Annotated in this window: 17 protein-coding genes and 1 pseudogene; 4 read left to right on the plus strand and 14 right to left on the minus strand. The window is 54.2% G+C overall.

Annotated features, from left to right (window positions below; genetic code table 11):
• Nucleotides 1-66: 66 nt before the first annotated feature.
• The 6 genes and pseudogenes from HPC62_RS20225 to HPC62_RS20250 form a co-directional block, all read right to left on the minus strand.
• Nucleotides 67-5580: a trifunctional serine/threonine-protein kinase/ATP-binding protein/sensor histidine kinase gene (locus HPC62_RS20225; protein ID WP_172358244.1), complete on the minus strand. Its 5514-nt coding sequence runs from the start codon at nucleotides 5578-5580 to the stop codon at nucleotides 67-69.
• 649 nt (nucleotides 5581-6229) lie between these two features.
• Nucleotides 6230-6463: pseudogene (locus HPC62_RS24020) on the minus strand (transposase); the annotation flags it as partial.
• Nucleotides 6464-6517: 54 nt separating this feature from the next.
• A protein-coding gene (locus HPC62_RS20235; protein WP_172353248.1) for an ISKra4 family transposase occupies nucleotides 6518-7578 on the minus strand; the annotation gives its coding sequence in 2 pieces (ribosomal slippage) (nucleotides 6518-7422 and nucleotides 7422-7578; 1062 coding nt in all).
• A gap of 73 nt (nucleotides 7579-7651) precedes the next feature.
• Complete coding sequence (locus tag HPC62_RS24335; protein ID WP_172358245.1) at nucleotides 7652-7993, minus strand: transposase; 342 nt, start codon at nucleotides 7991-7993, stop codon at nucleotides 7652-7654.
• 4 nt (nucleotides 7994-7997) lie between these two features.
• The gene (locus tag HPC62_RS20245; protein ID WP_172353945.1) at nucleotides 7998-8375 is read right to left on the minus strand and encodes a helix-turn-helix domain-containing protein; all 378 of its coding nucleotides are present in this window, start codon (nucleotides 8373-8375) and stop codon (nucleotides 7998-8000) included.
• Between the two features lie 403 nt (nucleotides 8376-8778).
• Entirely contained in the window at nucleotides 8779-9504 is a 726-nt protein-coding gene (locus HPC62_RS20250) for a calcium-binding protein (protein ID WP_172358246.1), read from the minus strand.
• Between the two features lie 1155 nt (nucleotides 9505-10659).
• On the opposite strand from HPC62_RS20250, the gene HPC62_RS20255 reads away from it, so the two are divergent.
• Complete coding sequence (locus HPC62_RS20255; protein WP_172358247.1) at nucleotides 10660-11580, plus strand: hypothetical protein; 921 nt, start codon at nucleotides 10660-10662, stop codon at nucleotides 11578-11580.
• A 5-nt stretch (nucleotides 11581-11585) separates the two neighbouring features.
• Complete coding sequence (locus HPC62_RS20260; RefSeq protein ID WP_225906815.1) at nucleotides 11586-12809, plus strand: tocopherol cyclase family protein; 1224 nt, start codon at nucleotides 11586-11588, stop codon at nucleotides 12807-12809.
• A gap of 609 nt (nucleotides 12810-13418) precedes the next feature.
• Here HPC62_RS20260 and HPC62_RS20265 read toward each other — a convergent pair.
• The 5 genes from HPC62_RS20265 to HPC62_RS20285 all read right to left on the minus strand — a co-directional run bounded on the left by HPC62_RS20265 (nucleotide 13419) and on the right by HPC62_RS20285 (nucleotide 17763).
• Nucleotides 13419-13910: a YajQ family cyclic di-GMP-binding protein gene (locus HPC62_RS20265; protein WP_172358249.1), complete on the minus strand. Its 492-nt coding sequence runs from the start codon at nucleotides 13908-13910 to the stop codon at nucleotides 13419-13421.
• A gap of 74 nt (nucleotides 13911-13984) precedes the next feature.
• Nucleotides 13985-14377, minus strand: coding sequence for an MAPEG family protein (locus tag HPC62_RS20270; protein ID WP_172359083.1), 393 nt, complete (start codon nucleotides 14375-14377; stop codon nucleotides 13985-13987).
• A 58-nt stretch (nucleotides 14378-14435) separates the two neighbouring features.
• The gene (locus HPC62_RS20275; protein WP_172358250.1) at nucleotides 14436-14939 is read right to left on the minus strand and encodes a DNA recombination-mediator protein A; all 504 of its coding nucleotides are present in this window, start codon (nucleotides 14937-14939) and stop codon (nucleotides 14436-14438) included.
• 82 nt (nucleotides 14940-15021) lie between these two features.
• Nucleotides 15022-15831, minus strand: coding sequence for an FHA domain-containing protein (locus tag HPC62_RS20280; protein WP_172358251.1), 810 nt, complete (start codon nucleotides 15829-15831; stop codon nucleotides 15022-15024).
• Between the two features lie 735 nt (nucleotides 15832-16566).
• Entirely contained in the window at nucleotides 16567-17763 is a 1197-nt protein-coding gene (locus HPC62_RS20285) for a glycosyltransferase family 4 protein (RefSeq protein WP_172358252.1), read from the minus strand.
• 199 nt (nucleotides 17764-17962) lie between these two features.
• On the opposite strand from HPC62_RS20285, the gene HPC62_RS20290 reads away from it, so the two are divergent.
• Nucleotides 17963-18352 carry a hypothetical protein gene (locus tag HPC62_RS20290; RefSeq protein ID WP_172358253.1) on the plus strand — a complete coding sequence of 130 codons (390 nt, stop codon included), beginning with the start codon at nucleotides 17963-17965 and terminating at the stop codon, nucleotides 18350-18352.
• A 176-nt stretch (nucleotides 18353-18528) separates the two neighbouring features.
• On the opposite strand, the gene HPC62_RS20295 is transcribed toward HPC62_RS20290, so the two are convergent.
• The 3 genes from HPC62_RS20295 to HPC62_RS20305 all read right to left on the minus strand — a co-directional run bounded on the left by HPC62_RS20295 (nucleotide 18529) and on the right by HPC62_RS20305 (nucleotide 22633).
• On the minus strand, nucleotides 18529-19395 hold the full coding sequence (locus HPC62_RS20295; RefSeq protein WP_172358254.1) for a LysR family transcriptional regulator: 867 nt from the start codon (nucleotides 19393-19395) through the stop codon (nucleotides 18529-18531).
• Between the two features lie 284 nt (nucleotides 19396-19679).
• On the minus strand, nucleotides 19680-21047 hold the full coding sequence (locus HPC62_RS20300; protein WP_172358255.1) for an O-antigen ligase domain-containing protein: 1368 nt from the start codon (nucleotides 21045-21047) through the stop codon (nucleotides 19680-19682).
• Nucleotides 21048-21295: 248 nt separating this feature from the next.
• Nucleotides 21296-22633: an oligosaccharide flippase family protein gene (locus HPC62_RS20305; RefSeq protein ID WP_172358256.1), complete on the minus strand. Its 1338-nt coding sequence runs from the start codon at nucleotides 22631-22633 to the stop codon at nucleotides 21296-21298.
• An 862-nt stretch (nucleotides 22634-23495) separates the two neighbouring features.
• Here HPC62_RS20305 and HPC62_RS20310 point away from each other — a divergent pair.
• A complete protein-coding gene (locus HPC62_RS20310) occupies nucleotides 23496-24515 on the plus strand; it encodes a polysaccharide biosynthesis/export family protein (protein ID WP_172358257.1) in 1020 nt (339 codons plus the stop codon).
• The last annotated feature ends 126 nt before the right edge of the window (nucleotides 24516-24641 follow it).

A 24641-nucleotide genomic window follows, 5' to 3' on the forward strand; every position in this document is an offset into this window, starting at 1 on the left:
CTGCAACAGCAGTGGGGGATTTTCTACGATAGCCGCCGTTTCAGCCCCTCCTCCAGAAAGCCAGATCTAGGAGCTAACCAGAACTTGGGCAGACACCCCAGACTGAACTGGAATTTGCACCACAAACTCTGCGCCCTGACCTGGCGAACTGTGGCATTCTAGGGTTCCGCCATGATTTTCTGCCACGATCTGGTAGCTGATGGATAGCCCCAGTCCGGTTCCCTTGCCCTCTGGCTTGGTGGTGAAAAAGGCATCAAACAGCTTTTGCCGGACGGCTTCGCTCATGCCCGGCCCATTGTCGGCGATGCGGATTGTGACGGCATGGTCGGTGGCGGTTGTGGAAATCGTAATCGTATTGGGGTGTTGCTCTAGCTCCGAGAGAGATTTCCCGGCGTTGCCCTCTTCCATCGCGTCGATGGCGTTGGCAATCAGGTTCATAAACACCTGGTTGATTTGCCCGCTGTAGCACTCGACGGGCGGCAGCGTGCCGTAGTTCTTGATGATGCGGATGGCGGGGCGATCTGGCTTTGCCTTGAGCCGATGGGACAGGATGAGCAGCGTGGTGTCTAGACCTGCGTGCAGATCGGCGGGGCGCTTTTCGCTGCCGTCGGCGCGGGAGTAGGTTCGCAGCGATTGCATGATATCCCGAATGCGATCCGTGCCTAGCTTCATGGAGTTCACCATTTTGGGCAGATCATCGAGCAAAAATTCCAGGTCTATCTCCTCAGCGTGGTCTTGAATCGCCGCGATAGGTGGGGCGTAGTGCTGCTGATACAGGGTTAGATGTTCCACCAGATCTTCGATATAGCGGGTGGCGTGGGCCAGGTTGCCTGCGATAAAGCTGACGGGATTGTTGACCTCGTGGGCGACCCCGGCCACTAGTTGCCCCAGTTGGGAGATTTTTTCAGTTTGCACGAGTTGCGCCTGGGTTTGCTGGAGCTTTTGCAGCGAGTCTTGGAGGCACTGGGATTTGTCCTGTTCGCGGGCGTAGAGTTGAGCATTTTCTAGGGCGATCGCCGCTTGGGTCGTCAGCAGTTTCAGTAGTTCTAGCCGCGACGGTGGAAAGGCGTTGGCCGTCAGCGGGTTTTCCAGATACACCACGCCCGTCCGCTTGCCCTGATAGAGAATCGGGGCACATAGGACAGACTTGGGCTGGTGCTGCTGGAGATAGCGATCGCCCTCAAATCGCGCATCGTTGGCTGCATCTGACAGCACCAGCGGCTGCTGCGTTCGCCATACCAAGTGGATCATCGACACGGGCACATCGCGGCTGCCCTCCAGCGGGGTCGATTGCAGCACCACAGCCATCTGGTCTGGGTTTGTGTCGATCGCCTCGATTCGCAACTGACCCGCCTTTTCCAAAATCAGGCAGCCCTTTTGTGCGCCTGCATTTTCCAGGATGATCGAGAGAATGCGGCTGAGCAGCGCGTCGAGATGCAGTTCGCTGGCGATCGCCTCGGCGGCTTTCATCACCGTAGACAAATCGAGGGAATCGCGCTGGCTGCTGGTGCTGCGGGTGGAGCAGGTGGTGGTCGCAGTAGCGGTGATGGTGGCATCGACGGCTGGAGCGCTGCTGGCTTCGTCCTGCTGGAGTAGCAGAGGATGCTCGGCAGTGAGCGCATGAACTTTGGCGATCGCCCCCCACTGGATATAGCCGTAGTAGGCATCGATGAGATAATTCTGGGAAATGCGGGGCTTGCCCAACGCCGCGTAAAACTGGGCAGCCCGTTCGCAGGCCACAGCCGCTTCGTGAATAAAGCCCTCTTCGGTGGCGCGGGCAATGGCGCGATCGTAGCAATCCATCGCCGTCTGGCGATCGCCCCGAATCTGGGCCAACTCCGCTGCCAGCAGGTCGGCCTTGTGCTGGTGGTTCATCGGCGCAGACGCGGCCCACTGCTGCACGGTCGTCTGGCAGGTGAGCACCTGCGGCATCCACTCCGCTTGTTGGGCGGGCGTGCCGTGGGGATAGGCAGCCAGCAGCGCCAGCCCGTAGTAGAACCAGTAGACGGGCGTGGCCATCAGCCCCGCGCCGCAGCCCGCGTATGATTCCCCGCGCTTGGCAAAGGCGATCGCCGCCTCATATTCGCCAAACCAGTAGTGCAGCATCAGCTTGGCCAGGTGAAACACAAAGAGCGCCTGGAAATTTTGCGACTCTTCCCAGCGGGGCAGCATCTCAATTTCATCAAACGCCTCACCCACCAGCAGCGTGGGATTGTCCGATCGTCCCAGCAGGTTGAGCGTTACCTGTTGCCACATGCGAGCCGCAGAGAGTTGAAAATGCTGCTTGAGCTGAAGCAGCAGCGCTCCATACTGCACCTGGTTTTCGTAGTGACTTTCCAGCACCTCGCCGCTAAAAAATCGGTGATCGCAATAGTTCATGATCGAATAGCTGACATAGCCCAGGTCGCCCGTTTCCAGCCCGACGTGGATGCCGTCTACCAGCGGCACAAAGGTATTTCGGATGTGTTCCTTGTGGTGCCGTACGAAGCACTCAAACAGTTGCACAATGCTGCATTGCCACTCGCGACACTGATAGCGCTCCAGCAGCTTCATGGCAATTTGCCCCGCCTCGTAGGCGCGGTCTGCGGCAGGAATCGTACTGCAATACCAGGCGTAGGTGGCGTAGCTGGGGGCGGCTAAGGGCGAATGTCCATAACGGACACAGAGTTCAAGCTGCGTAGTGGCAACCCAGCGAAACACCTCTGGCTGAGTTTGATACGCTGTGCCCGTCACCGCGTTCAAGATCCTCAAGGCTGCAAGCTTTTCGGGATCGGTCAGTTCGGGTACGGCATCCAGCCCATCCAGCGCAGGCAGGGAAATTTGGAAATGATCGTGGTTCAGCGGGCTGGCGATGGTAAAGCCCAGCAGCATCAGCCCGTCGAAGGCAGCCGTGAGCGATCGCCACATTTGCAGTTGGGCAATGTAAATCTGGATCTTTAGCTCGTAGGACTGCACCGCATCAAGAACACTGGCGGCCTGTTGCTCTAGGGTATTGGCGATCGCCTCGGCTTCGTCATACCGCGTCACCAAGTAAGCCGCCTGGGCCGCTTCGGCATGGAGGGCCAGCGTCAGGTCATAGTGCGCGGTCCAGGCGTTTTCGGGGAGGAGCGATCGCCCCTGTCGTAAAAAGTTGTCCGCTGTTTCATAAGCCGCCGCTGCCTTGGCCCGCCGCCCCGCCGCCAGGTTCAGCCGCACCAGTTCTATCCGCTCCTGCGGCTCGTTAATCAGGTCAGTCCCATAGTTCAGCGCGTTGACGATTTCAAATAGCCCTTCAAACTGGCCCGTGGCGCGATCCGCAGCGGGAATCGTTTGCAGCAGCAGCCGACCGATTTGCAGGTGCGTGGCCGGGCGATCGCCCTCAGCGATCAGCGAATAGGCCGCCTGCTGCACCCGGTCATGCAAAAAGCGGTAGGTAAAGGGCTGCTGGCCTCCCGTTTGGGCGGTGTCAGCCAGGAATTGACCCAACTCCTCTTCAGAAAACAGCAGGGGAATTTTGTAATCCTGGCTGAGGGGCAAGATAAACCGCTCCTCTAGCGCAGGTTGCAAGGCCCGTGCCAGCGCCGACAGGCTGAGTCCGCTGATCGCCACTAGCGTTGGCAGCGTAAAGCGATCGCCCACACAGGCCGCCAGCTTCAGCACGGTCTGCGTCTCTGGCGGCAGCTTCACCAAATTACCCGCCACCAGATCCACCACCGACAGGTCGGCAATGCCCGTCTCTTGAATCGCCTGCACATCCCACCGCCAACCCCCCGTGGCAAAATCAAAGGTGAGCAGTTTCTCCTGATACAGCGTCTTCAGCAGTTGCGTCAAAAAGAAGGGATTGCCCTGAGTTTTGGCAAACAGCATTTCTGCCAGCGGGTACAAGTATTCTGAGGGCTGTTCTTCGGCTCTCCGGCTCCGAGAGGCCCGCTTGCCCGTTAGCGCGTCTTGCACCAGCCGTTGCACAGACTCCAGCGGTAGCGGCTTCAGCACGATTGGGGTCACCACGCCGCCCGCCTGCTGAATTTCCTCCACGGTCTTCATCAGCGGGTGAACCGGGCTGACCTCATTATCCCGATATGCGCCAATCATCAGCAAGTGGCGGCTATCTGGGTTGGACATCAACGCCTGAATCAGCTTTAGCGAGGCCGAATCGGCCCACTGCAAATCGTCCAGAAACAGCACCAGCGGATGAGTCGGCTGGGCAAAGACCCCCACCAGCGATTGAAACACCTGGAGAAAGCGGTTCTGTGCTTCCGTTGCGCCCAGTTCGGGTACGGGCGGCTGGGAACCCAGAATTAACTCCATCTGGGGAATCACGTCAATTAGCACTTGCCCATTGGAGCCTAGCGCATCGAGCAGCTTTTCGCGCCAGATCTCTAGGCGATCGCCACTTTCCGTCAGCACTTGCTGCGTCAGGGATTGAAACGCCTGAATAATCGAGGCATAGGGCACATTCCGCTTGTACTGGTCAAACTTGCCGCTAATAAAGTAGCCCCGCTGCCGCACAACGGGCTTGTGGATTTCGTTAACCAGAGAAGATTTGCCAATCCCCGAATAGCCCGACACTAGCATCAGTTCGCCGCGGCCGCTTGCCTCGCCGCCCAGCGTCAGCAGCGGGCTGGTATTGGCCGCCACCCGATCAAACGCCGCCAGCAGCGCCGCCACCTCCGACTCGCGGCCGTAGAGGGTTTTGGGAATCAGCAGTTGGGACGAGCGATCGCGCTCTCCGGGCGTAAAGTCAGGAATCGTCTTGCTCTCCATCAGAGCATCGCGGCATCGCTCCAAGTCAGCTAGCAGCCCCGCCGCGCTCTGGTAGCGATCTTCCGCATTTTTGGCCATGAGCTTGTGAACAATGGCGGCGATCGCCCCCGGCACGTCCGGGTTCAAACTCCGCAGCGGCGGCGGCGCTTTGGCGATGTGGCAATGCACCAGTTCCAGCGGGTCGTCTCCTCGAAACGGCAGCCGCCCCGTCAGCAGTTCGTACAGCGTAATGCCCAGGGAATAGAAGTCGCTGCGATAGTCCAGCGTCCGGTTCATCCGCCCCGTCTGCTCCGGCGACATATAGACCAGCGTTCCCTCAAGCTGGTTTAGCTCCTGCGGCAGGGTCAGCTCTTCGCCCAAGCGCGAGGCAATGCTAAAGTCCGTGAGCTTTACTTCACCTGTTTCCTCGTTGAGGAGGATGTTAGAAGGCTTAATGTCTTTGTGAATAATGCGAGCCTGCTGAAGCGAGGCCAGCGCTTGAGTCAACTGAATCGCGATATTCAACACCCGCGCCGGATCGAGGATCTTGCACTTGCGGTTGGCCAAAACCTGCTTGAGCGATCGCCCCCCAAAGTCCTCCAACACCAGCACGGCCCGATGCCCATGCGTTTCCAGCCCGTATACCCGCACCACACCGGGCAAATCGAGATTAGCCGCCACCTGATACTCGTGCTTTAGCCGGGTAATCTGCTCCAGGGTAGGATGCTCCGCCCGCAACACCTTGAGAATGAACGGCTGCTGGGTAATCTGGGAAACCGCCCGATACAGCACCGTATTCACGCCTTCGTGAACCAAGTCTAGAGACTGATAACCTAAAATCTCAATCGTTCCGTGCATGGATACTCTAGTTTTTTATGGCTGAGCGTCAGCGGAAGAAAGACCCCTCGTCATAGTTGAGGGGAAAGGTAAAGCGATATCAGAAAGTCTGCCCAAAAAGCCTGCAAATCCGAGTCAGATTAATTTCAACCCCATTCGCACCAGCGTTGCGAGCAACCCCCTACATCCTTTTCCCATTACCCCCTGCAACAATGCTGTGGCTGGGCGCATCCCAGTTCTGCAAGTTTGCCCTCATCCCCCAGCCCCTTCTCCCAGAGCAGGAGAAGGGGAGCCGGATTGGAAGTCCCTCTCCCAAAGCGGGAGAGGGATTTAGGGTGAGGGCTACAAAAGTGGGATACACTCGCTGTGGCTAGAGTGCCCGTTTCAACCAGGGACTTAACAGATTTTGCTAGATGAATAATCGACAATAAGCATCCGCTATCTCGCCTATTGCATCGCAGGCAGCCACTTCATCAGGAGAAAAAATAGGACAAAAAAACGAGGGATACAAACTGACTGTGCAGCAGTCCATAACCCTCATCCGTGATAGTGCTTACGCAGCTCAGTAAGTTCTCATCAATTCATCACCAACTTCTCACCAAAAAGTCTCCGAGAAGTCATTGAAAGATCTGCAAACCCCATCATTTATACGTAAGTTATATAGCGTTTTTCATTCTGGCGAGGCATAGTAACAGCAATGGGAGAACCAATTCTGTAGGTCATTCAATGACACTTGGGAGAAGGACTCCTCAATGGCTTTGTCTAGATCAAGATAGCTCCGTGCCCCAAGGGAGCGCAGAATACTCTTAATCTTTGAAAAGCAATTCTCGATGGGTGAAAAGTCCGGCGAGTACGGCGGTAGAAACATCAGTTTAGCACCTGCATCCTCAATCAACCTCCTAACTTCTTCACCAAGATGAATCGAGCAGTTATCGGGTGCATCCCAGTCTTACAAGACTCAGGATGAGAATTGACCATTGAGATAAGCGCAGCGATGGCGAAGGACTTGTGGAACGTTGTCTTCCTTCCACTGAGCGCCTGAAATTTTCACCCGCCTACCAATTTGCTTGATAGTCGACTCCACGGCACCCGAGCCAATTGAAATCCCCTCAGCTTGGTAGTAGCTGTAGTTAACGATACGGAGCCGATGCTTAGCCAGATAGCCGATAAACTGGTCTACCCGCTCATGGGACCAGTCGTCGAATAGCCTAACCGCCCCATCCACATCCCCTTGCCACAAGCAGGCTTCGACGGCATCAAGACGCTGTTGAGACCCACCCACGTTACCCAAATTCTCCATCAGGTGGTACCAGTCCAAGATCTCAAGGCGCTCGCTGCGATGCCCGATCTGTGAAAACAGGTTCCAGATGCCGTCGTGACCATCCCCAAGACAAACGAGGGGATGCGCTAAGGGCTGCTGGTTGAGCCAGTTGACCAAGCTGTCGTTGTCTTTGTAGAAGGCGCTAATGCTGCACTGATGCAGGTTTACCCCCTTGTAATCGCGCCACTGGCAGGGCTGCCCCTGAGGAGTCCGCAGACGGACTTTGCCCCCGTCTAAGCTCATTTCCTTAACCCCGCTGTCCACCGCTGGTGGCTCTAGGTCTTGACGATGCACCAGCCGTTGCTGGGTACTCCCTGACACGCACACCCCGGTGAGCACAGCGATATCGTCGGCAGCTCGCGCATAGGCTTCGTTGGCACTCAGCAGCAAGCAGCACGTCTCAACCTGAGGACTCCACTGGGTGCGGGCCTTGACCTTAAGCCGCTGGCTCTGGCGCTGACTCAGACTTAAGCGTCCGACGATACTCTGGATGTGCCGCTTTCGCCCAGAGCTTGTGCCGCTGCTTGTGCAGATAAAAAATTTCCGATCTCAGGCCCCACATACTCCAGTAGGTGGTCACGAACGGCGACTTCGATCCCGGCCAATGTTTTGACTTGTTCAGGGTCTGTCTCGTCGTAAAGCAACTCCGCTAACGCCAGTGCATGGGCTTTGATTTGGGCTTCCTTGGTGGCATCCATCGCTTCAACTATCCTTAGAGCAACTGCTCTGAGCCTACGGCGTCTGCCCTTAATCTGCACTAAGCACTTCTACTCATTGCATAACTGGGATGCACCCGCAGTTATCCATGATGACACATGCCCCTTTCCACAACTTAGGAACGAGTCTCTGGGAAATGAAGGCTTCAAAGGTAAGTCCATCGACTGAACCGATGAGATTGGAATAGGTAATTACCTTTTTAAGGCTAATTGCACCAAGAATCGAGACCCGTTTCCCTCGTTTGCTGGGACGCTTACCATGGGCTCGTTTTCCTTTCGGGGCACGTGCCCGGAGTCGAGCCAAAGCCAGGTTCACTCCTGATTCGTCAATAAAGATTAAGTCTTGAGCCAGGAATCCTCGAACCAGTTGCCAAAATTTGACTCGTTCGATTTGCACCCGTTCAGTTTCCTTTTTGTCGGGATACAGCGTTTTTTTTAAGGGTTAAGTTCAGTTTCTCTAACATACGAAACATCGTCGAAACGCCAATCCAAACACCGACCCTTTGTTCCAGCAAGTCACACAACTCTGCCAATGTCGCGTCATGATTTGATTCAGCAATCGTTTTTAGGATCTCTAGTTGCTCATTACTTAATTTGGTTGGCGTTTGCTCAGTGCGGCGTTTGGGGGCAATCTCACCTGTTTCCCGATATTGTTTGATCAGCTTTCGCACGAAACTGTAAGCAACTCGAAATTGTTGAGCGATTTGACGTTGCGACGTATTCCCTTCAATGTAGACATCAATAATTTTTTGTCTAAGATCTAGTGAGTAGGGTCGCATTTGAGTTAAGGGTAAAGTAAATTCACTGAATAGATTATATCAAAATACGCCTCACTAGGCTAGAAATTGCTATACGTCAGTCTAGAGATGAGTTAAACCGATTGCCAACTCGTTAGTGTCCCGATTTATTCGCCACCCTCAAAATGACCAATCAAGAACAACCATGCTGTAAGGGTTTCAGCAGTTGCCAGATCGAGGTGGCGAAAAACTAAGGACACTAACCCAACTCCATCCAAAAACCTAAGAAAACAGCAGAACTTACGCACTTACGATCAGTTTTCTGGGTTTTAGACAATTTCTCCCGAGCGTAGCCCGCGAGAAATTGTCCAATTGCGTAAGTCCTAAACAAGTCAAACGGACTCGTTCAAGCCATTTATAGTTTCTAGGGAAAGCTAATTTAAGCCTAAACAAAGATGCTGCCGACGTTGCTTTGTAGAACGCTAGCCTGCGTCCAACTCACAACCCCCAGCACGTTAGCCCCCTCTTTAATCTGGGCACCACCTGCAACGTTCTGGAAGCTCAGAGCGCCGATATTACCCACATCAAACTTGGTCTTGCCTAGTTGGAAGTTGTTGATCGTATCGGGCCCCTGGCCAGCGGTGAGGACGACCGTTGCATCCCCGCTGCCCAGCCAGATCACGTCTGCACCTGCTCCACCATCAATCAGGTCGCTGCCTCCATTGCCATAGATTGTGTCTTTACCATTGCCGCCGAAGATCTGATCCCTCTGAGAGCCGCCGTAGATCAGGTCATCCCCATCATCTCCCCACAGCACGTCAAGGCCACCGTTGCCGTAAATTGTGTCATTACCAGTGCCCCCCCGAATAGAGTCGGTTCCGGCACCACCGTAGATTTTGTCATTGCCACCGTCTCCGTGCAGGATATCGTAGGCAGCAACCCCGTTAAAACTGCTTGGCTCTGTGTTGTTCACTGCGCCATTGCCGTAGATAACGTCGTCTCCCTCGCCGCCGTAGATGTCTTCTTCATCGGCACTGCCAGAAATGGTATCGTTGCCGCTGTTGCCAAACAATTGATCGTACCCCCCAAGGCTGCCGTTCCCATTAATCACATCGCCTGCATCCGTGCCGAAAATGACTTCAGCATTAATCGTTCCGTTGAAAGTAGCCATCTTAATTCAGCTCCTAAAGTGTGGTTCAAACACGGTAAAACCTGACCTCCTTCTGGATAAGGAGGCGGTCAAAAACGAACTCAAGCATTGAGCAGAACTTACTTACTTGCGATGACGGTTCTCGAATTGCAGATCGAGCTTTTGGAGAGGCTTCTCAAAAGCTTACTCAGCAGTAATCAGGCAAAAGTTATTCGATTATGCAAGCCTAACAAAAAGCCATGATTGCTCCTCAAACTACTGAGGAGTGAAACCGTAGCCGTTCAACTTAGATGCCCAAGATTACAGCTCAACACGTAACCCAAGAGAAATCTGGAGCAAAGGAAACCTGGAGCAGAGGCATAGCTGGCTGAATTGAATATCGCGAAGCAGGATGCTTACTCTGAAAATGCGATCCTGAATGTCAAGTTATCATGATGCTATTCCCAAAGATAGATATTTTTATATTTCTTCAGGAAAGATTCTTAAAAGTATTCTTAAACACAGTTACTTTTCCGGCGATATGGCCCTGAAAAAGTATGCAATGCCTGGAGAGGTCGAGGGTATGGATACCTGGAGAGGTCGAGGGTATGGATACAATGCTTAGGATCATCCTTATATGCCAGGAGATAGAGCGCATCCCAGATATGCGAGTTTGCCCTCATCCCCCAGCCCCTTCTCCCAAAAAAGGAGAAGGGGAGCCGGATTGGAAGTCCCTCTCCAGCTTTGGGAGAGAGATTTAGGGTAAAGGTTACAAAAGTGGGATACGCCCCGGAGATACATCCGGAGACGCTGGGCGATCGCACATCGAGTCTCTATCGACATCAATTCACAACATCAACTCACGGCAATTCACGGCTTGACGGGCAACCGTATGGGATATGTTTCCGGTTGGATTGAAGTGGATTGAAGTTTGATCGAAGTTCGATACGGCTTGGCATCAAGCTTTAAAGAGCCACAAACTCTGTAATGCTCTGTAAAGCTTTGTCATGCAGTTTGCAACGTGGCGTTACGTTGGGTCGCCTTGCGTTAAAAGAAAGTGAGAAACCGTTGCCGGATTTCCAAAAGCCCGCACAATGGAGGTCAAACGAGGGGGAATCCCAGAACCGACTTGGTTCCCCAAACTCGCTCCCCCAAACTTGCTCCCCCAAACTTGCTCCTTAGTTAGGGTTTTGCACTATGACGGCCTCCGCCCTGACTCATCCCCTGCCGCCCACCCACAGCGCGACCGCCGCCCGCGACCAGTTGCAAATTGCGCTGGCGATCGCCGATGAGTCTACCCTAAAATCGCTGCTGATCCGCTGCACACCGCCCATCGCCCAGCCCCATCGCCTCGGCTCGGTGTCGTCGCAGGTGGGCGTGCCCGTCGATTCACGGCAGGCGATTGACGGCATTCTCAGTTTTGAAGATATTACCTGCGTGCTGGCTAGCTCGCCGGAAGAAATCAGCCGCCAAGTTGCCGCCAATATTGACCCCAAAAAGCTGGATCGAGAATACGCCAAGCTGACTCGCTGCGAATCGGAACTGCACACTCTGGGCAACAACCTGACGCTGGCACAGGCGATCGCCCGCCTCTCTCACGCAGGCTTTCCCCCCAAGCAGGTAGACGAAATCATTAACTTACCCAATGAAGCATGGCACAAGTCCTGGTGGTATGCGCTGGATGAGGTGGGGCATTTTACCGTGCCTTTTTTGCGGCTGATGCGGCCGCTGCGCTATCCCGACGGAACCTTCACGCTGCAATATCGCGACCACTTTGCCCAGGACAAGCCGCCCTCCTTTAGCACGCAGGGTCAAAAAGTGCTGGTGGAAATCAAAACCCCCGCCCAGACCTTCCGACGCACCATCGAGCGGATTAACTTATTTCGGCACCAGATGGGCATCCAAAAGGCGCTGATCATTGGCGATCGCCTCACGGAACTGGAGGCACGGGGCTTCATCAGCCAGGGCATCAGCGTCTACACCACCCAGCAGCCCGTCGCCATCCACGCCGAAGCCGACTGCACCGCCTGCGCCAACTTCGACTGCCCCATGTATCGCCGCCCCGATTCGCCCGTGGTCATGTGCCGCAGCTTTTGCCTGGATGCCACAGCGGAATGAGCTTGATGGGTTTGCAAACTCCCCACAGCGGTTATCACTGGAGGCATCCCGGAACGAGGGCAAGCAGCCGCTTTTTTGAGGGCTGGTATCTGCGGCTGACGCTGCCAGAGTTGGGCGAAAGCTTCGCCTTTATGTATTCCATCGAAGACCCACAGGGTGGCACGCCCTACAGCGGCGGCACAGCCCAAATCCTCGGCCCGCGCCACGAGTACCTCTGCCGCACGTTTCCCGATGTGCGCCTGTTTTGGGGCGATCGCCACGCCTTTGCCCTCCGCCACTCGCGCCAATCCCCCCACACCTCGAATAAGCTGAATAAGCAGACTGCCGGATTTCCCTTCTTCCCAAGGGAACCTAAGGGGGATAAATGCGGTTCCTCCAATGATTCCTCAGAGCATTCCTCTGACTGTTCCATTCCGAGTTCCTCTAAGCATCCTCAAACCGTCTTGGCTGAAGACTCTAGTCTATTCTCAAGTGAAGGTTATCAGCTTACTGCCACATATCATCAGGGCATTCTCAGCGAACCCGGTCGGCATTCTGCTCGCTGGTATTATAGCATTCAACCCGTCTATGGCTGGGGCAATTGCGATCGCCCCCAACAGTCCACAGCAGGCTGGCTATCGCAGTTCCAAATTTTTGAACCGGGCTGGCAGATTTTAATGGCCCACGGACTGGCAACGGGCTGGGTGGAGTGGAACGGAACCCGCTACTGCTTTAGCCAAGCGCCCGCCTATGCAGAAAAAAACTGGGGCGGGGCTTTCCCCCAGCAATGGTTTTGGATTCAGTGCAATGCGTTTGACAGCGAGGCGGATCTGACGCTGACGGCAGGCGGCGGGCGGCGGCGCGTGCTGGGCTGGATGGAATCAGTAGGCATGGTGGGGATTCACCACCGGCGGCGGTTCTACGAGTTTGTGCCCTGGAATGGAACCGTGCGCTGGCGAGTGCAGCCCTGGGGATACTGGCAGATGCAGGCAGAAAACGCAGGTCATATGGTGGAACTGCTGGGGACGTGCGATCGCCCTCCCACGCCCATCCGTGTGCCGACGGCGCAGGGCATGGTCTTTGCCTGCCAGGACACCACCCAGGGCAAGCTGACAGTAAAGCTGTGGGAAAAACAGGGCGATCGCCCCACGCTGTTGCTGCAAGCGCAGAGTCATCTTGCAGGGCTGGAAACAGGCGGCGATTTCTCAGCGACCGATACCAGGGGCTACAGCAATTTCTGGTATTTCTGAAGGCGTAAGGCCAGGCAGCGCTGCGGGGCTAATTTCTATCTGAAGTATGACGTTTTACTCGAATAAACTCAAAACTTCTGCAAAAGTGCCAGGACAAGCAAATTGATACGATAGAAAGATTTCATATCACAGCTTAAAGACTGTCTAAAAACCCTATTAAATTGCCAGAATTCACGGTTTACGCTGAAGGCTACGCAGATGATTATGGGTATAAGAACACGCACTGAATCGTTAAGTATATGCAAGCGCCCATACATCTACCAGGGGCCCAACCCTCTCCTTCGGAAACGTCAATTGACCAACTCATTCGCGATATTCTGGCAGATCGACGTATCACGCGAGCAGATCAAAAGCGATTCATGGCGATCTTTTTGTCTAAGTCCTCTTTGAGTGAAAAGGAACAAACTCAGATAAATCTCCTATTCGATGCACTGCGAAACGGTCGCCTTCGAGTTGTGGACTAGCCCTTGGGCGCTTCAGGAGCGATCAAAAGCTGGGTAGCAGCGAATCTGCAAGAAAAGCACCCCTCTGGGTTCGGAAGCTGTTAGATCAGAAAGGCGATCAAAAGCTGGGTAGCAGCGAATCTGCAAGAGCCTAGCACCTGCAAACCTAGCGATAGTTTGTGAACTGGAGGGCAACAGGGTAATCTTCCTGCTTGAGCCGCTGAATTACCGCCTGCAACTCATCCTTAGACTTTGCAGAAACCCGCACTGCATCCCCTTGAATTGAAGCCTGCACCTTTTTAAATTCGTCTCGAATCAGCTTAGAGATTTGCTTGCCCAATTCAGCGCTGATGCCCTTTTGCAGCTTAATTTCCTGGCGGACTCGGTTGCCGCTGGCAGGTTCGATCTTGCCATAATCAAAAATCTTAAGAGAGAGGTTTCGTTTGGCGGCCTTGGTTTGCAGGATGGTGTGAACCGCTTGCAGCGTAAACTCGCTGTCGGTGTTGACCGTGATTGCCGACTCGCCTAGCTCCAGCGTGGTGTTGGTATCTTTCAGGTCATAGCGACTTTGCACCTCGCGCATAGTTTGGTCGATTGCATTTACCAATTCCTGCCGATCGAAGTCGCTCACAATGTCAAAGGAGAATGCTGAAGCCATAGCTAAATCATGAATTTCAAATGGGCTGTAGGCTGGTTTAAAGTTTTCGCTTAGCGATTTTCTGAAAGGCGCGTTCAGGCGTTCAAACTCATCAGGCTGAGGAGAAACAGGGTCGCGATGCTGGCGCTGCCGATGCCAAACATGAGCGATCGCCCAAGGGGGATATTCTGAATGTAAAAGATGGAATAAAACAACCGTGCCGCGACGTAGGCGATCGCCGCCAGATTCACCCAGCCGCCGCTCTGCTGCGTGACGTAGGCCATCAGAGCAGCCGCCGAAAAGATCGTGAACGACTCGAAAGAGTTTTGATGGGCCCAGGTCGCCCGCTGTGCATAGGGGGGCAGCTTGTCAAACAGGGCACGGGGGGCGGCCATGTCATAGCCAGCCTGCACCCGGCCCAGCGCCACCGCCCCAAACGGGACATAGACCAAGATCGCCGCCGCCACAATGGCATACAGCAGAACCATAGGGCTAGGAAGCTGCTCCAAACTTGCAATCACGCTGCTTTCTCCTGGTCGAAAAAACCTAGTCAAAATAAAACAACGTCACGAGCTTGCGCTGATCCTCGGCATCGCGACAGGTCTTCAGAAGCGTATGGCTATCGTGAAACGCAAAGCAGATTAGCTGCTGACAGCGCGAAATAATTTCCTGATTGCACAGGGCACTGGCTTCTGCTAAGGAAAGCGGGTCATTAGCAGGATTTTCCACCAGATGCATGACCTGCTCTAGCTGCTCTCGCGACTCGCGGGGCTGGCGAGCCAGACTTTGGGGCAGGATCACCGTGAGCAAATTAGGGTCGGCCCGCATGGCCCCCCGAATTGCCGCAGAATTGGTTCCGGTTGCGCCAGAGGTCAGCAGGCGATTGCCTGCCAGCACCAGCGCATAGCTCATCATCTCGATCAAATGCTGATGCGTAATAGGAACATGGCGCGACCCCAACAGGGCGATGCGTTTCGATCCAGTCTGCTGGATCGTGGCTAGCTCCTGTAGGAAGTCATCAATTTTGGGTAGGTCGATCGACTGGCTCAACGATCACACACAGGCTGAACAACGGAGTTATTCTATCAGGTGTCAGTAACTCTGGCGCGACTTGTCCGATGCGCGACTCGTTCTAGTGGGAAGACCGCATAAACATGAGCGTATCTTCTAGCGGGTTGACTTGGGCAGGGAGCGCATCCTCCGGGCTTTGCAGACAAGTCTCTGAATCGCTTTCGGACACAGATTCTTCCCAATTCTTTGTCAGGGGCGACGAGAATGCAGGCTGTATGGGGGAGGCGGAAAGCGGGGAGGGCTGGCTGGCGCTAGGGGCCGTGGGATGGGCGATCGCCCGCTTGGGTTCAGACGCAGCCGACAACGCCCGCACCTGCGACAGCAGTTCTTCAGAAACAGGCGGCAACACCTGAGCCGTATTGCAGACAAAAAACGAGAAGGTAAGGCTGCCTAATCGAATGCGATCGCCATCTTTGAGGCGCACAGAATGGCGGATCAGTTCGCCGTTGAGGTAGGAACCGTTGCTGCTGTTGAGATCAACGAGGCGAAATCCCCCTTCGTCATACACGATGGCGGCGTGGCAGCGGGAGAGGCGCTTGTCTTGAATCGGCAGCACCACGCGCCGAGAGTCGCGCCCAATCGTCCAAATGTTTTGGGGCTGAGACAGTGACTGGGTTGCGCCTTTCAGCAAATTGGTGACAAGGTGAACGCGATCGCCCAGCACAAGCCCTTGAACGTAGGGAAGCGCAACGCCCGTTAGCGACTTATTGCCAGAGTTTTCTAGATTAAGAATTTCATCGAGCAGTTCGCGATTGTGCTCGTAGAGCTTGAGAAACACGCGATAAAGCCCCAAACGCTGCTGTAGAGCGTGATCAGAAGCAGTTTCTAGTGAGTCGGCAGGAAAGGCGGTCAGGGTGTTGAGGTTAATCATAAACAACTGACAAAACAGAAGATTTGGGCAATCTAACCAGAAACCAGCCGCAAGCCAGTAGAGGCAAAGCCATCGCTCTAAAACTGAGACTTGGACACCTATTGCCTGCGTTGCTTACGATAGTTTGCTGGGTCTGGCTTCATCCATCGATTCAGCTTTGGCGGTTAAGAAGCGGAGGAGCCTCGCCGAGAGGGGAGCGTGGTGAGCGCGGCGACCTGCACACTCTGCCACTGTGCCTCCAAGACTGGAGCAATGCCCCAGGATCAACACAAGATCAACCTTGGGTGTCATCCCCAGTTGACTGAAGAAACCGACCCGTGCGCGTATCCACTTTCTAGCCTAAATGGACTTTCAAGCTGAGGTAACCGCACGACCACGGTTGAGTCTATAAAGCTCCCCGAAAATCTTAGGATTTCTCCAAGTTTTCCCAGAAAGCGCTCCGGGTAAACATCACTATAAACATCACCCAGCGTTACAGTTGTCACTTTAAACTTTCGGGTCTTTACGGAGGGCAGGGGCAATAAAGAAATGGCTAGAGAATCCTATTCCAGGCTACGAAATTCCCGGCTGGCTCTGGGGTGGAACCCTGCTCATGGGGGCCTCTGCGAGATCCGTATCGTGTTCTATATTACTTAGGTGACTTTGCCGAAACGGAGGCGATCGCCCTTCCTGTCTGCTCGGTCATCCCTCATAGGGTTTCCTTAAACAAAAAATACTACAGGACAGGTAGACCTTCTACCGGATTTTCTTGGGCTGGAGCAAGACTTGCCGCACCTGTCGCGCAATCCTCTGCCAGTCAAACTGGTCAACGGCATATTGGCGGCAGAGGCCGCGACCGGGTAAGGGGCATTCTCCCGTCAGGAGCGCAATCAGCCGCTGGGCGATCGCTGCTGGTTCGGTCGAGTCTGTCACAAGGTCTGGGCAAAAAGGCGTGAGAATTTCTGGCATTCCGCCGACGGGTGTGCAGAGGGCAGGCGTTCCAGACGCAAGCGACTCCAGCAGCACCAGGCCGAATCCTTCTAGGCTCAGGCTGGGCATCACGGTCAGGTCGGCCGCTTGATAGGCGAGGGGCAAGTCTGCTTCGGGCAAAAAGCCGAGAAACTGGACGTGGTCTTGCAGCCCCAGTTCATCTGCCTGCTGCTTTAGGGCTTGGCGGAGGGGGCCCTTGCCTGCGATCGCCAGCCATACCTCTGGCACGGCAGATTTTACCGAGACTAGCGCTTGCAGCAGACGGTCTAGCCCCATGCGCTGCACCAGCCGGCGAGTCGTGAACAGAATGGGGCGATCGCCCGGCCAGCCCAGCACCGCCCGGGCCTCGGAACGCGACTGCGTGGGGGCAAAGTGGTGCGTGTCTACCCCGCCAGGAACGACGCGGATCTGGCTCCAGGGAACGCTGTAGGACTCGTGCAGGATCGCGCCAAAGGCTTTGCTCAAGACCAAGAAGCGATCGCACCGGGAAAAAACGCGCTGCTCGACCCATTGCTTTAGCACCACGCTTGGCTTGCTGGCTCCTTCCTGGCGGCTTTCGAGCGCCCAGGGCCCGTGAAAGGTAAAAGTGACAGGCACATCTGGCGGCAGTAGGTCGAGCAGCGGCAAGCTATAGAGAGCAAAGTGGAGGTTTACTGCGTCGATGTCCCAAAAATCGGCTTGCCTGGTGCGCTGGGCAAACCGACGACGCACCTCCCAAAGCCGTTGGGGCAACGGGCGATCGGGTTCAGACAAATTCGTCAAACGAAGAGAGCCGCGTTCTAAACCGTCGGGTAGACCGACCCCGCCCAACTCCAGGCGATCGCCCCTGGCGAGCTGAGTTGCCAACTCATAGACATATCGCTCCATGCCCCCTGGCGTTTTGGGAAACCAGCCCGTCCCCAACAGCAAGAGACTGGCGTTGGCAGGTTGAACCGCTACATTGGCGCTGGTTGCGTCGTCCATGCTTTCACCCGTCTCAAGCCTGGGGCGTGTTTTCAATATCTGGCTGAACCGAGCCTATCACCATCCCTCAGCGCATTCATCCAGGTTCTAGCCCTTCAGAGACTCTATCAAACCTATTCATGGAAGCTATGGAGCCTACTTTTTGTATCTTAAGATACTGTTTTTTAGACTGGAGATATCAAAAAGGAGGTAGATGCTTATGAAATGGCAATTAGGGCACGGGCAATCAGAATTTCCGGCAAACCCTCAGCAACGATTTCAGTCCGAATCCCAATCGCGTCTGAACTGGCACCAAAATCGACACCATGTTGAAACTCTGGAGCGCATCTTTCAGCGGACGGCAACCGCCAAACGCAACTGGAATACGAGGCTGAACGGACTGTGGGAAAGGGCGATCGCCGCTCTGGATGTATCGGATGAGCCGCGCGTGTGGCGATCGCGGGATGAGCACGGGGATGTTTTGTGGAATGCCTATGATCCAAAAACCGGAAAGTCAGTGAATTGCGTTTCGGAGGCGGATTTGCGAGTCTGGCTGGAAGCGCGATATTCCCAAACACCCAGTTCCCCAATGTCTAATCTCACTGTCTGATGCCACTCTCTAATCCCAACGTCTAATCTCACTGTCTAATCTCACTGTCTGACCCCACCATCTGATCCCACTGTCTAATCCCACCGTCTAATCGCTGGCTATAGCGATGCCAGAACCCTTCAGAACCCTGCTAGCGGGTCAGGTGTCTCGTGACGTTCAGACGGTTATCAAGACTGCTACTGTTTCTTCAGCACGTCCAGAAACGCATAGACACTGGGTGGCAGCAAGGCATTTGCCAGCGTCACGACTCCGATCAATCGCTCTAGGGGCGTAGGCAGGCTGTAGGTTTTCACGCCCGCAGGAATAGGTTCCGCAGCAAGTCGCGGCAAGATCGCAGCACCCAAGCCTTCCGCCACAAGGCTGACGATCGTGGCATCGGTTTCCACCTCATAGTCAGCCTTGAGCGAATGCCCCAAGGCTTTGGCATGGTCGTAGACGGGGCGCATCATGAGGTAATCTCTGGGCGGCATAATCAGCGAGTGCTGCAACAGTTCTGCCCAGGTTAGCTGTGGACCCGCAGGCTGAAACGAAGACGGCAGCAGCGCAATAAATTCATCCTGAAAGACTCGCCAGACTTCAAACTCTTCGGTGGTGGGCATAAACGTAAACCCCACGTCGGACTGCCCTTCGCGGAGGGCCTGCTCGACGTGGGGATAGTTGTCGTGTTCCGACAGGTTGATGGTGATGCTGGGGTGCTGCTGGTGAAATTGGGCAATCACAGACGGCAGCAGGTTAGTCGCAACGCTGCGAAAAGAAGCAACCCGCACCTGTCCCCGTTTCAAGCCTCTGGCCTCTTCCGCTGTCTGGGCGATCGCATCCGCCCGCACCACAATTTCGCGGGCATGGACAAGTACTGCTTCGCCCACTGGCGTAAGCCGTGCCCCATGTCGCCCCCGGCTAAACAATACAACACCCAGAAAGTTTTCTAGAGCGGCGATCGCATGACTGACGGCAGACTGCGACATTTCCAGGTGCAGCGCTGCCTCGCTAAAACTGCCCTGCTCCGCCACGGCAACGAGAATGCGGAGCTGGGATAGCTTCATCTGGTTTTGGTTGTTTGCGTCTAGCAACTTGCCCTATTTCACTTGCCCTATGGCAAGAATTCCAACAAATTCCAACAGATATCGCCAGCCATTGTAGAAGGGAAGACAGGAGGCGTGGCGAATCTTGGGCGACAGTTTTGGGGCGCTCAGTCTTGGCGAATGGTTACCAGAACGCAAAATCAGGCGGCGTGTGCAGATAGAAGCGATACGACCTCTGCATGAGCCATCACAACTTCTGGATGGGCTTGCAGCACGGCGCTGTACTGGCTCGAAAAGCGATCGCCCTATTTCACGCTGCTGCGTTGGGAGAAGGGGGCGATCGCCGAGCTTGCAGAAACGGGACTTTCGATTGCTTTCAGCGAAATGCCAAGCGTTTTGGACTCGGTGTGGTCGGCAAACAAGCCCAAAATGCCCCCGGCTGAAATCGTCAGCAGCGGATGGGGAAAGGCATTCAGCAGAGCGTCTGCCATGTTGAGCGCGAGTACGACGGATAGGGCCGCCACGGGCGCAAGCCTGCGATGATGCCAAGCGCCTGTGGGGAAATAAAAGATTAGCACCAGACTGGGCAACAAAAAAACGAGCGTAAGGCTCACCAATCCCACCAGTCCGCGAGTGCCATACACGATAATCCACAAACTATCGGTGATGTACTCATAGCCCCTGTGATCAATCACGCGATTTCGCCCATACCCCCCCCAGCCAAACCACATTCGCTGATTGGCCTTGTCCACTAGAACATCTTCAGAATTGAGCCGAAATTGCAGGGATTCCGTCTTGCTTTCAGAAGTCACGCCGCTAACGGCTGCGGTAATGCCATCTTTTGCCAGGGAACCTGAGATGCCGTTGTGCAAATAAATCAAAATACAGAACGAAATTGCTAGCAGCGGCAAAAAGTTTCTCAAATATCTGCTGACAAAAAAGATGAACACGCCGACACAGAAAAACACCGTCGCCGCCAGCGATCGCGTCAGGAAAGACTGAACCACGATGGCGAGCGCCAGCCACTTAAAGGGAAGCCCAAACAGACGATTGATTGAGCCGCTTTTCCAAAGCCATACTGAAATTACAGCAGCAGACATAAACCAAGCACCCACAACCAGGCCGTGCGCCTGAAACACAATCGGTCGATAGCCAACGCCTTCAATCACGTTTTGACCAATCCGGCCCCCTGAGCCGTCAAATCCGTAGATGGTCTGGTGCAAGATCGGGCTGAGACGCATCTCAATCCAGCAAAGTGGAATATAGCTCAGCGTCCCCACAACAATGCCCAGACAGAGCTTTCTCAGTCCCTCCAAATCACGGAGATAAACTCTGCCTAATAGATAGGGCAAGACCCAATTTACGCTTTGAGCGCCTAGCTCCTTCAAGCCGTCAAAAATGCCCAAGTCGTTCGAGATAGACGAAAGGAACGGGCAGATCCACCAAACGATCATCGGCAAATCAAACCAGCTTAGGCGAAAGGAAAACAAGCGCTTTGCTTCCGCATTAAACAGGATGATTCCTAAGAAAACTGCATAAGTTGTGAACGCCATTCGAGTCCCCGGAATCAGAAGCGGAAGCTCAAATTCAAACTGAGACAGATAGAGAAACCCTGTCACGAAGCTCACGACGATCGCCCATTGAATCGACAACTGTCGAAACAAATTAACCACGATCGGAACCCATGCAAGCAGTGCGGGAGCAGGAGGAATGATCATCGATGTTATGAGCTTTTCGTTCCAGGTATTGAGAGCTAATTTGTAAAGGAGCCTGAAAGCCTTGTTAATCAAGGATTTCCGAGAAACCGCTTTTCCTGGGCAAGCATGACCTCAAAGCCACACATGCCAAGAGTTTCAGGCTTCTTAAGATTTGCTTCATAAATTAGCTCTGAGACTCAGGGTTAAGGGTCAGAAGTTAAGAGTCAAGAGGTAAGTGCTGGAAAATCTACCCCAAAGATGGCTCGACCGGTCAGAAATAAAGCCAGAATAGCCAAAAAAACAAGCGTTAGTTTGAGGTCTTGTCCGATACAAAGCAGGCGCTCTTTCCAGAGTCCATAAAGGTTTGCCGCATAGATGGGGATGTTGCTGATTGGAACCGCAACCACTGCTCCAAAATCGCCTGCCAGATGAGCGCCCAAGGGAATTCCCAGAATTAGAAACAGAAAACTCAAAAACTTGCCGAATGCCGAATATTGAGATTGTCCCAGCGCCAGAAGGACAGGGCCCACTGTATTCGTCAGTGCCAGGGGCCAAATTCCTAAGGAGAGGACTGATAGCATCCACCCTGCCTGACGGTAGCGTTCGTCATACATGATGGAGATAATAATGTCTCCGGTGCTAATCAGCAGAGCAAGCAATATTCCAATTGCTGCCAATACCAATCCCCGGTTTTTGAGAATCTTGGCCCGCAGTTCAGTCCGCTCTAGATGAATCAGCTTGGCTAGAGACGGAAAGATCACCGTGCCGCCGACCTTTTCGATCAGCGTAGAGGGTAAAATTGCGATTCCCAGGGCAAGATTGTAAATCCCAAACATCGAGAGGGTGATGAGCTTTCCAAGCACCAATCGATCGGTCTGGGTCGCCAGAAAATGCATCGCGCTGGATGCAAAAATCCACTTGCCAAAGTTCAAGATTTCTCGAACGGCTGACTTATCCCAGGCAAACCTATTTAGCGGGCCAGGAATGCTCCAAATGTTCAGGATCAGCGTGATAACTGCAGAAATAACTCCCGCAGAGGCGATCGCCCAAATTGATGGACTCATCCAGGCCCAAATAATCAAGATAACACCCGAAACCACTTGAGCGCTGATTTCAAGGGTGGAAATATGCCGCATTGAAAGCTGGCGATTGAGCGTGATTCGCTTGGTCGGGTTGAACCCATCAATGACCAGAAAAAGCCCCATAAACGGTAGCAATAAGACCAGTTCAGGCTGTCCATAAAAACTGGCAACGGGCCACGCAATTAGCAAACTGCCTGCCCACAAAATGAACCCCCGAATCACCTGAATAGTCCAGGCTGTGTTTAGAAAATCGGGATCATCGCCGCGCTTGCTTTGAATAATGCTAGGAGCAACTCCTAAGTCCGAAAACAAAACTAGCGCACCCAAGAATACCCAGACCAAGCTGACTTTCCCGAACATTTCGGGGTTGAGCAGACGGGTCAGAATCAAGTTGCTGCCAATTCGCAGCGCCAGGGAAATGCCGTAGGTGAGGACAACCCAGGCCGTCCCGCGAATTGCCAACTGTTTAATAGATGCCATGACCCTGCCTAAACAACTTTGCTAATCCAAACCCGTCCAAATTCATCCACCAGTTTCGTCGCATTCCATCAGATACTGCTAGTTCGCTGCGATACAGTTGCCTGTTTGGATATGTGTTTCTAACAATAATTTGGAAATAACTTGAAAATAACTTGAGAGCCACTCCGAAAGTATTCTTAAAACGACTCTTAGAAGATTAAAAGGAAGAGTAGAAGATCTACTTTAAGCAGAAAAATCGATGTAAAAATCGGGGAGCGATCGCCCTCTAATCCCCCTTTAGCAGAGCTTGTAAAGTCTGCCGACTCAATTGGACTCAGACTCAATCAGACTCAAAATAACGCCAGTTTGCCAGTTGTTTCTTTTTGTATAGCTAACTTATATCGGTGAAGCTGGGGGCTTGTCAGTAATTTCACGGCCCTTCATCAAAACTTCATAAAATTCTGGATACCTTTTCTGAGGAAACCCGTAGTCCTTGCCAGTTCTGGATTTCATCGCTGTTGCCGAGCAGTTCTGTTTTTGGGCGATCGCCCAAAATTTACGGGATTAGGCGTAATGATACCGTTTGCCCCGGAACAGGTTTGGTATTATCTGTTTGCTTCGATTCACAGAACTTATTAAAGCCAGGTTAATGACAGGGCATCAGTCGCAAGGAGCGTGCCTTATGTCGGATTATCAGGAACGCATTTACGCCCGAAGTGGGGACTTTGCTATTGGGGTTAGGAATGAGTCTGGAGGAGAATCCAGAAATTTTTTAGGGCGTGTTTGGAACGCAGGTCTTGGGCTAGCAGGACTAGGACTGGGTTGCTGGATGGGGGCGATCGCCCTTGCGCTGCCATCCACCGCCCAGACCTTACCTGAATCTATGCCCTACGAACCTAGCGGACGGGTGCCCTCTCGTGCGGCGGCAGCGATTCCGGCAGAAGCAGCCAGCACCGAGTACACGCTGGGGGCGGGCGATCAGGTGCGGGTCGATGTTTTTGGTGTCGCCGATCTCAGCGGCACAACGTATACCCTGTTGTCCGACGGCTCCCTGACCTTGCCCTGGGTCGGAAAGGTGGTTTTGCAGGGATTGACGACCGAACAGGCTTCAGAAACCCTGGTGCAGCGCTATCGCCGCTATATCCACCGACCGTCAATTACCGTCAGCTTGGTCAGCCCGCGCCCAGTTCGCATCGGCGTGGTGGGCGAGGTAAATCGCCCCGGCGCATACACCACCGGGCAATCGGCGGGCGGCACAATCGAGGGTGATGGGGCAGCCGCTCCCATTCGCACCGTGACGCAGGCCATCCAGGCCGCAGGCGGCATCACTCAATTAGCCGATATCCGCAACATCGAGATTCGCCGGCCGCAGTTGGGAAATCGCCAGGAGGTGATTCGGGTTGACCTGTGGGCATTTTTGCAGGCGGGCGAACTGGATCAGGACATTCCCCTGCGAGATGGCGACACGCTGATCGTGCCGACAGTCAGCGCCCTCGACCCCCGCGAAGCCGTCCAGTTGGCTGCCGCAAACTTTTCGCCCGAAACGGTCAGAATTAACGTCGTTGGCGAAGTGAAGTCTCCCGGAACGCTGGCGCTACAGTCCAACACTTCGTTAAATCAGGCAATTCTGGCGGCGGGCGGGTTTGACCTGACTCGTGCCCGCACCAGCGAAGTGCAGTTAATCCGCATCAACCCAGATGGTTCGGCCGTCCGTCGAGAAATTCAGGTAGATCTCTCCGCCGAGGTCAACGAAGCCACTAATCCGGCCCTGAGAAACAACGACATTGTGGTGGTGGGTCGCTCTGGGCTGGCGCGAACCGGAGACTTTTTGAATACGCTATTGGGACCGATTAATCCGTTTGTGGGGGTGTTTAGCATCCTCCGAATTTTTGGCGGGAATTAGCTTGGTACAGGGTTCGATGGCGTTCCCAAACTGTGAGTGAGCGTGTGTGAGTGAGCGTGAATGAGAGTGTGGGGCGATCGCCCGTTCCTATTCTTTGAGTCGCATTCCTGTTGCATTGATAGCGTT

The sequence above is a fragment of the Thermoleptolyngbya sichuanensis A183 genome (assembly GCF_013177315.1).
Taxonomy (GTDB): domain Bacteria; phylum Cyanobacteriota; class Cyanobacteriia; order Elainellales; family Elainellaceae; genus Thermoleptolyngbya; species Thermoleptolyngbya sichuanensis.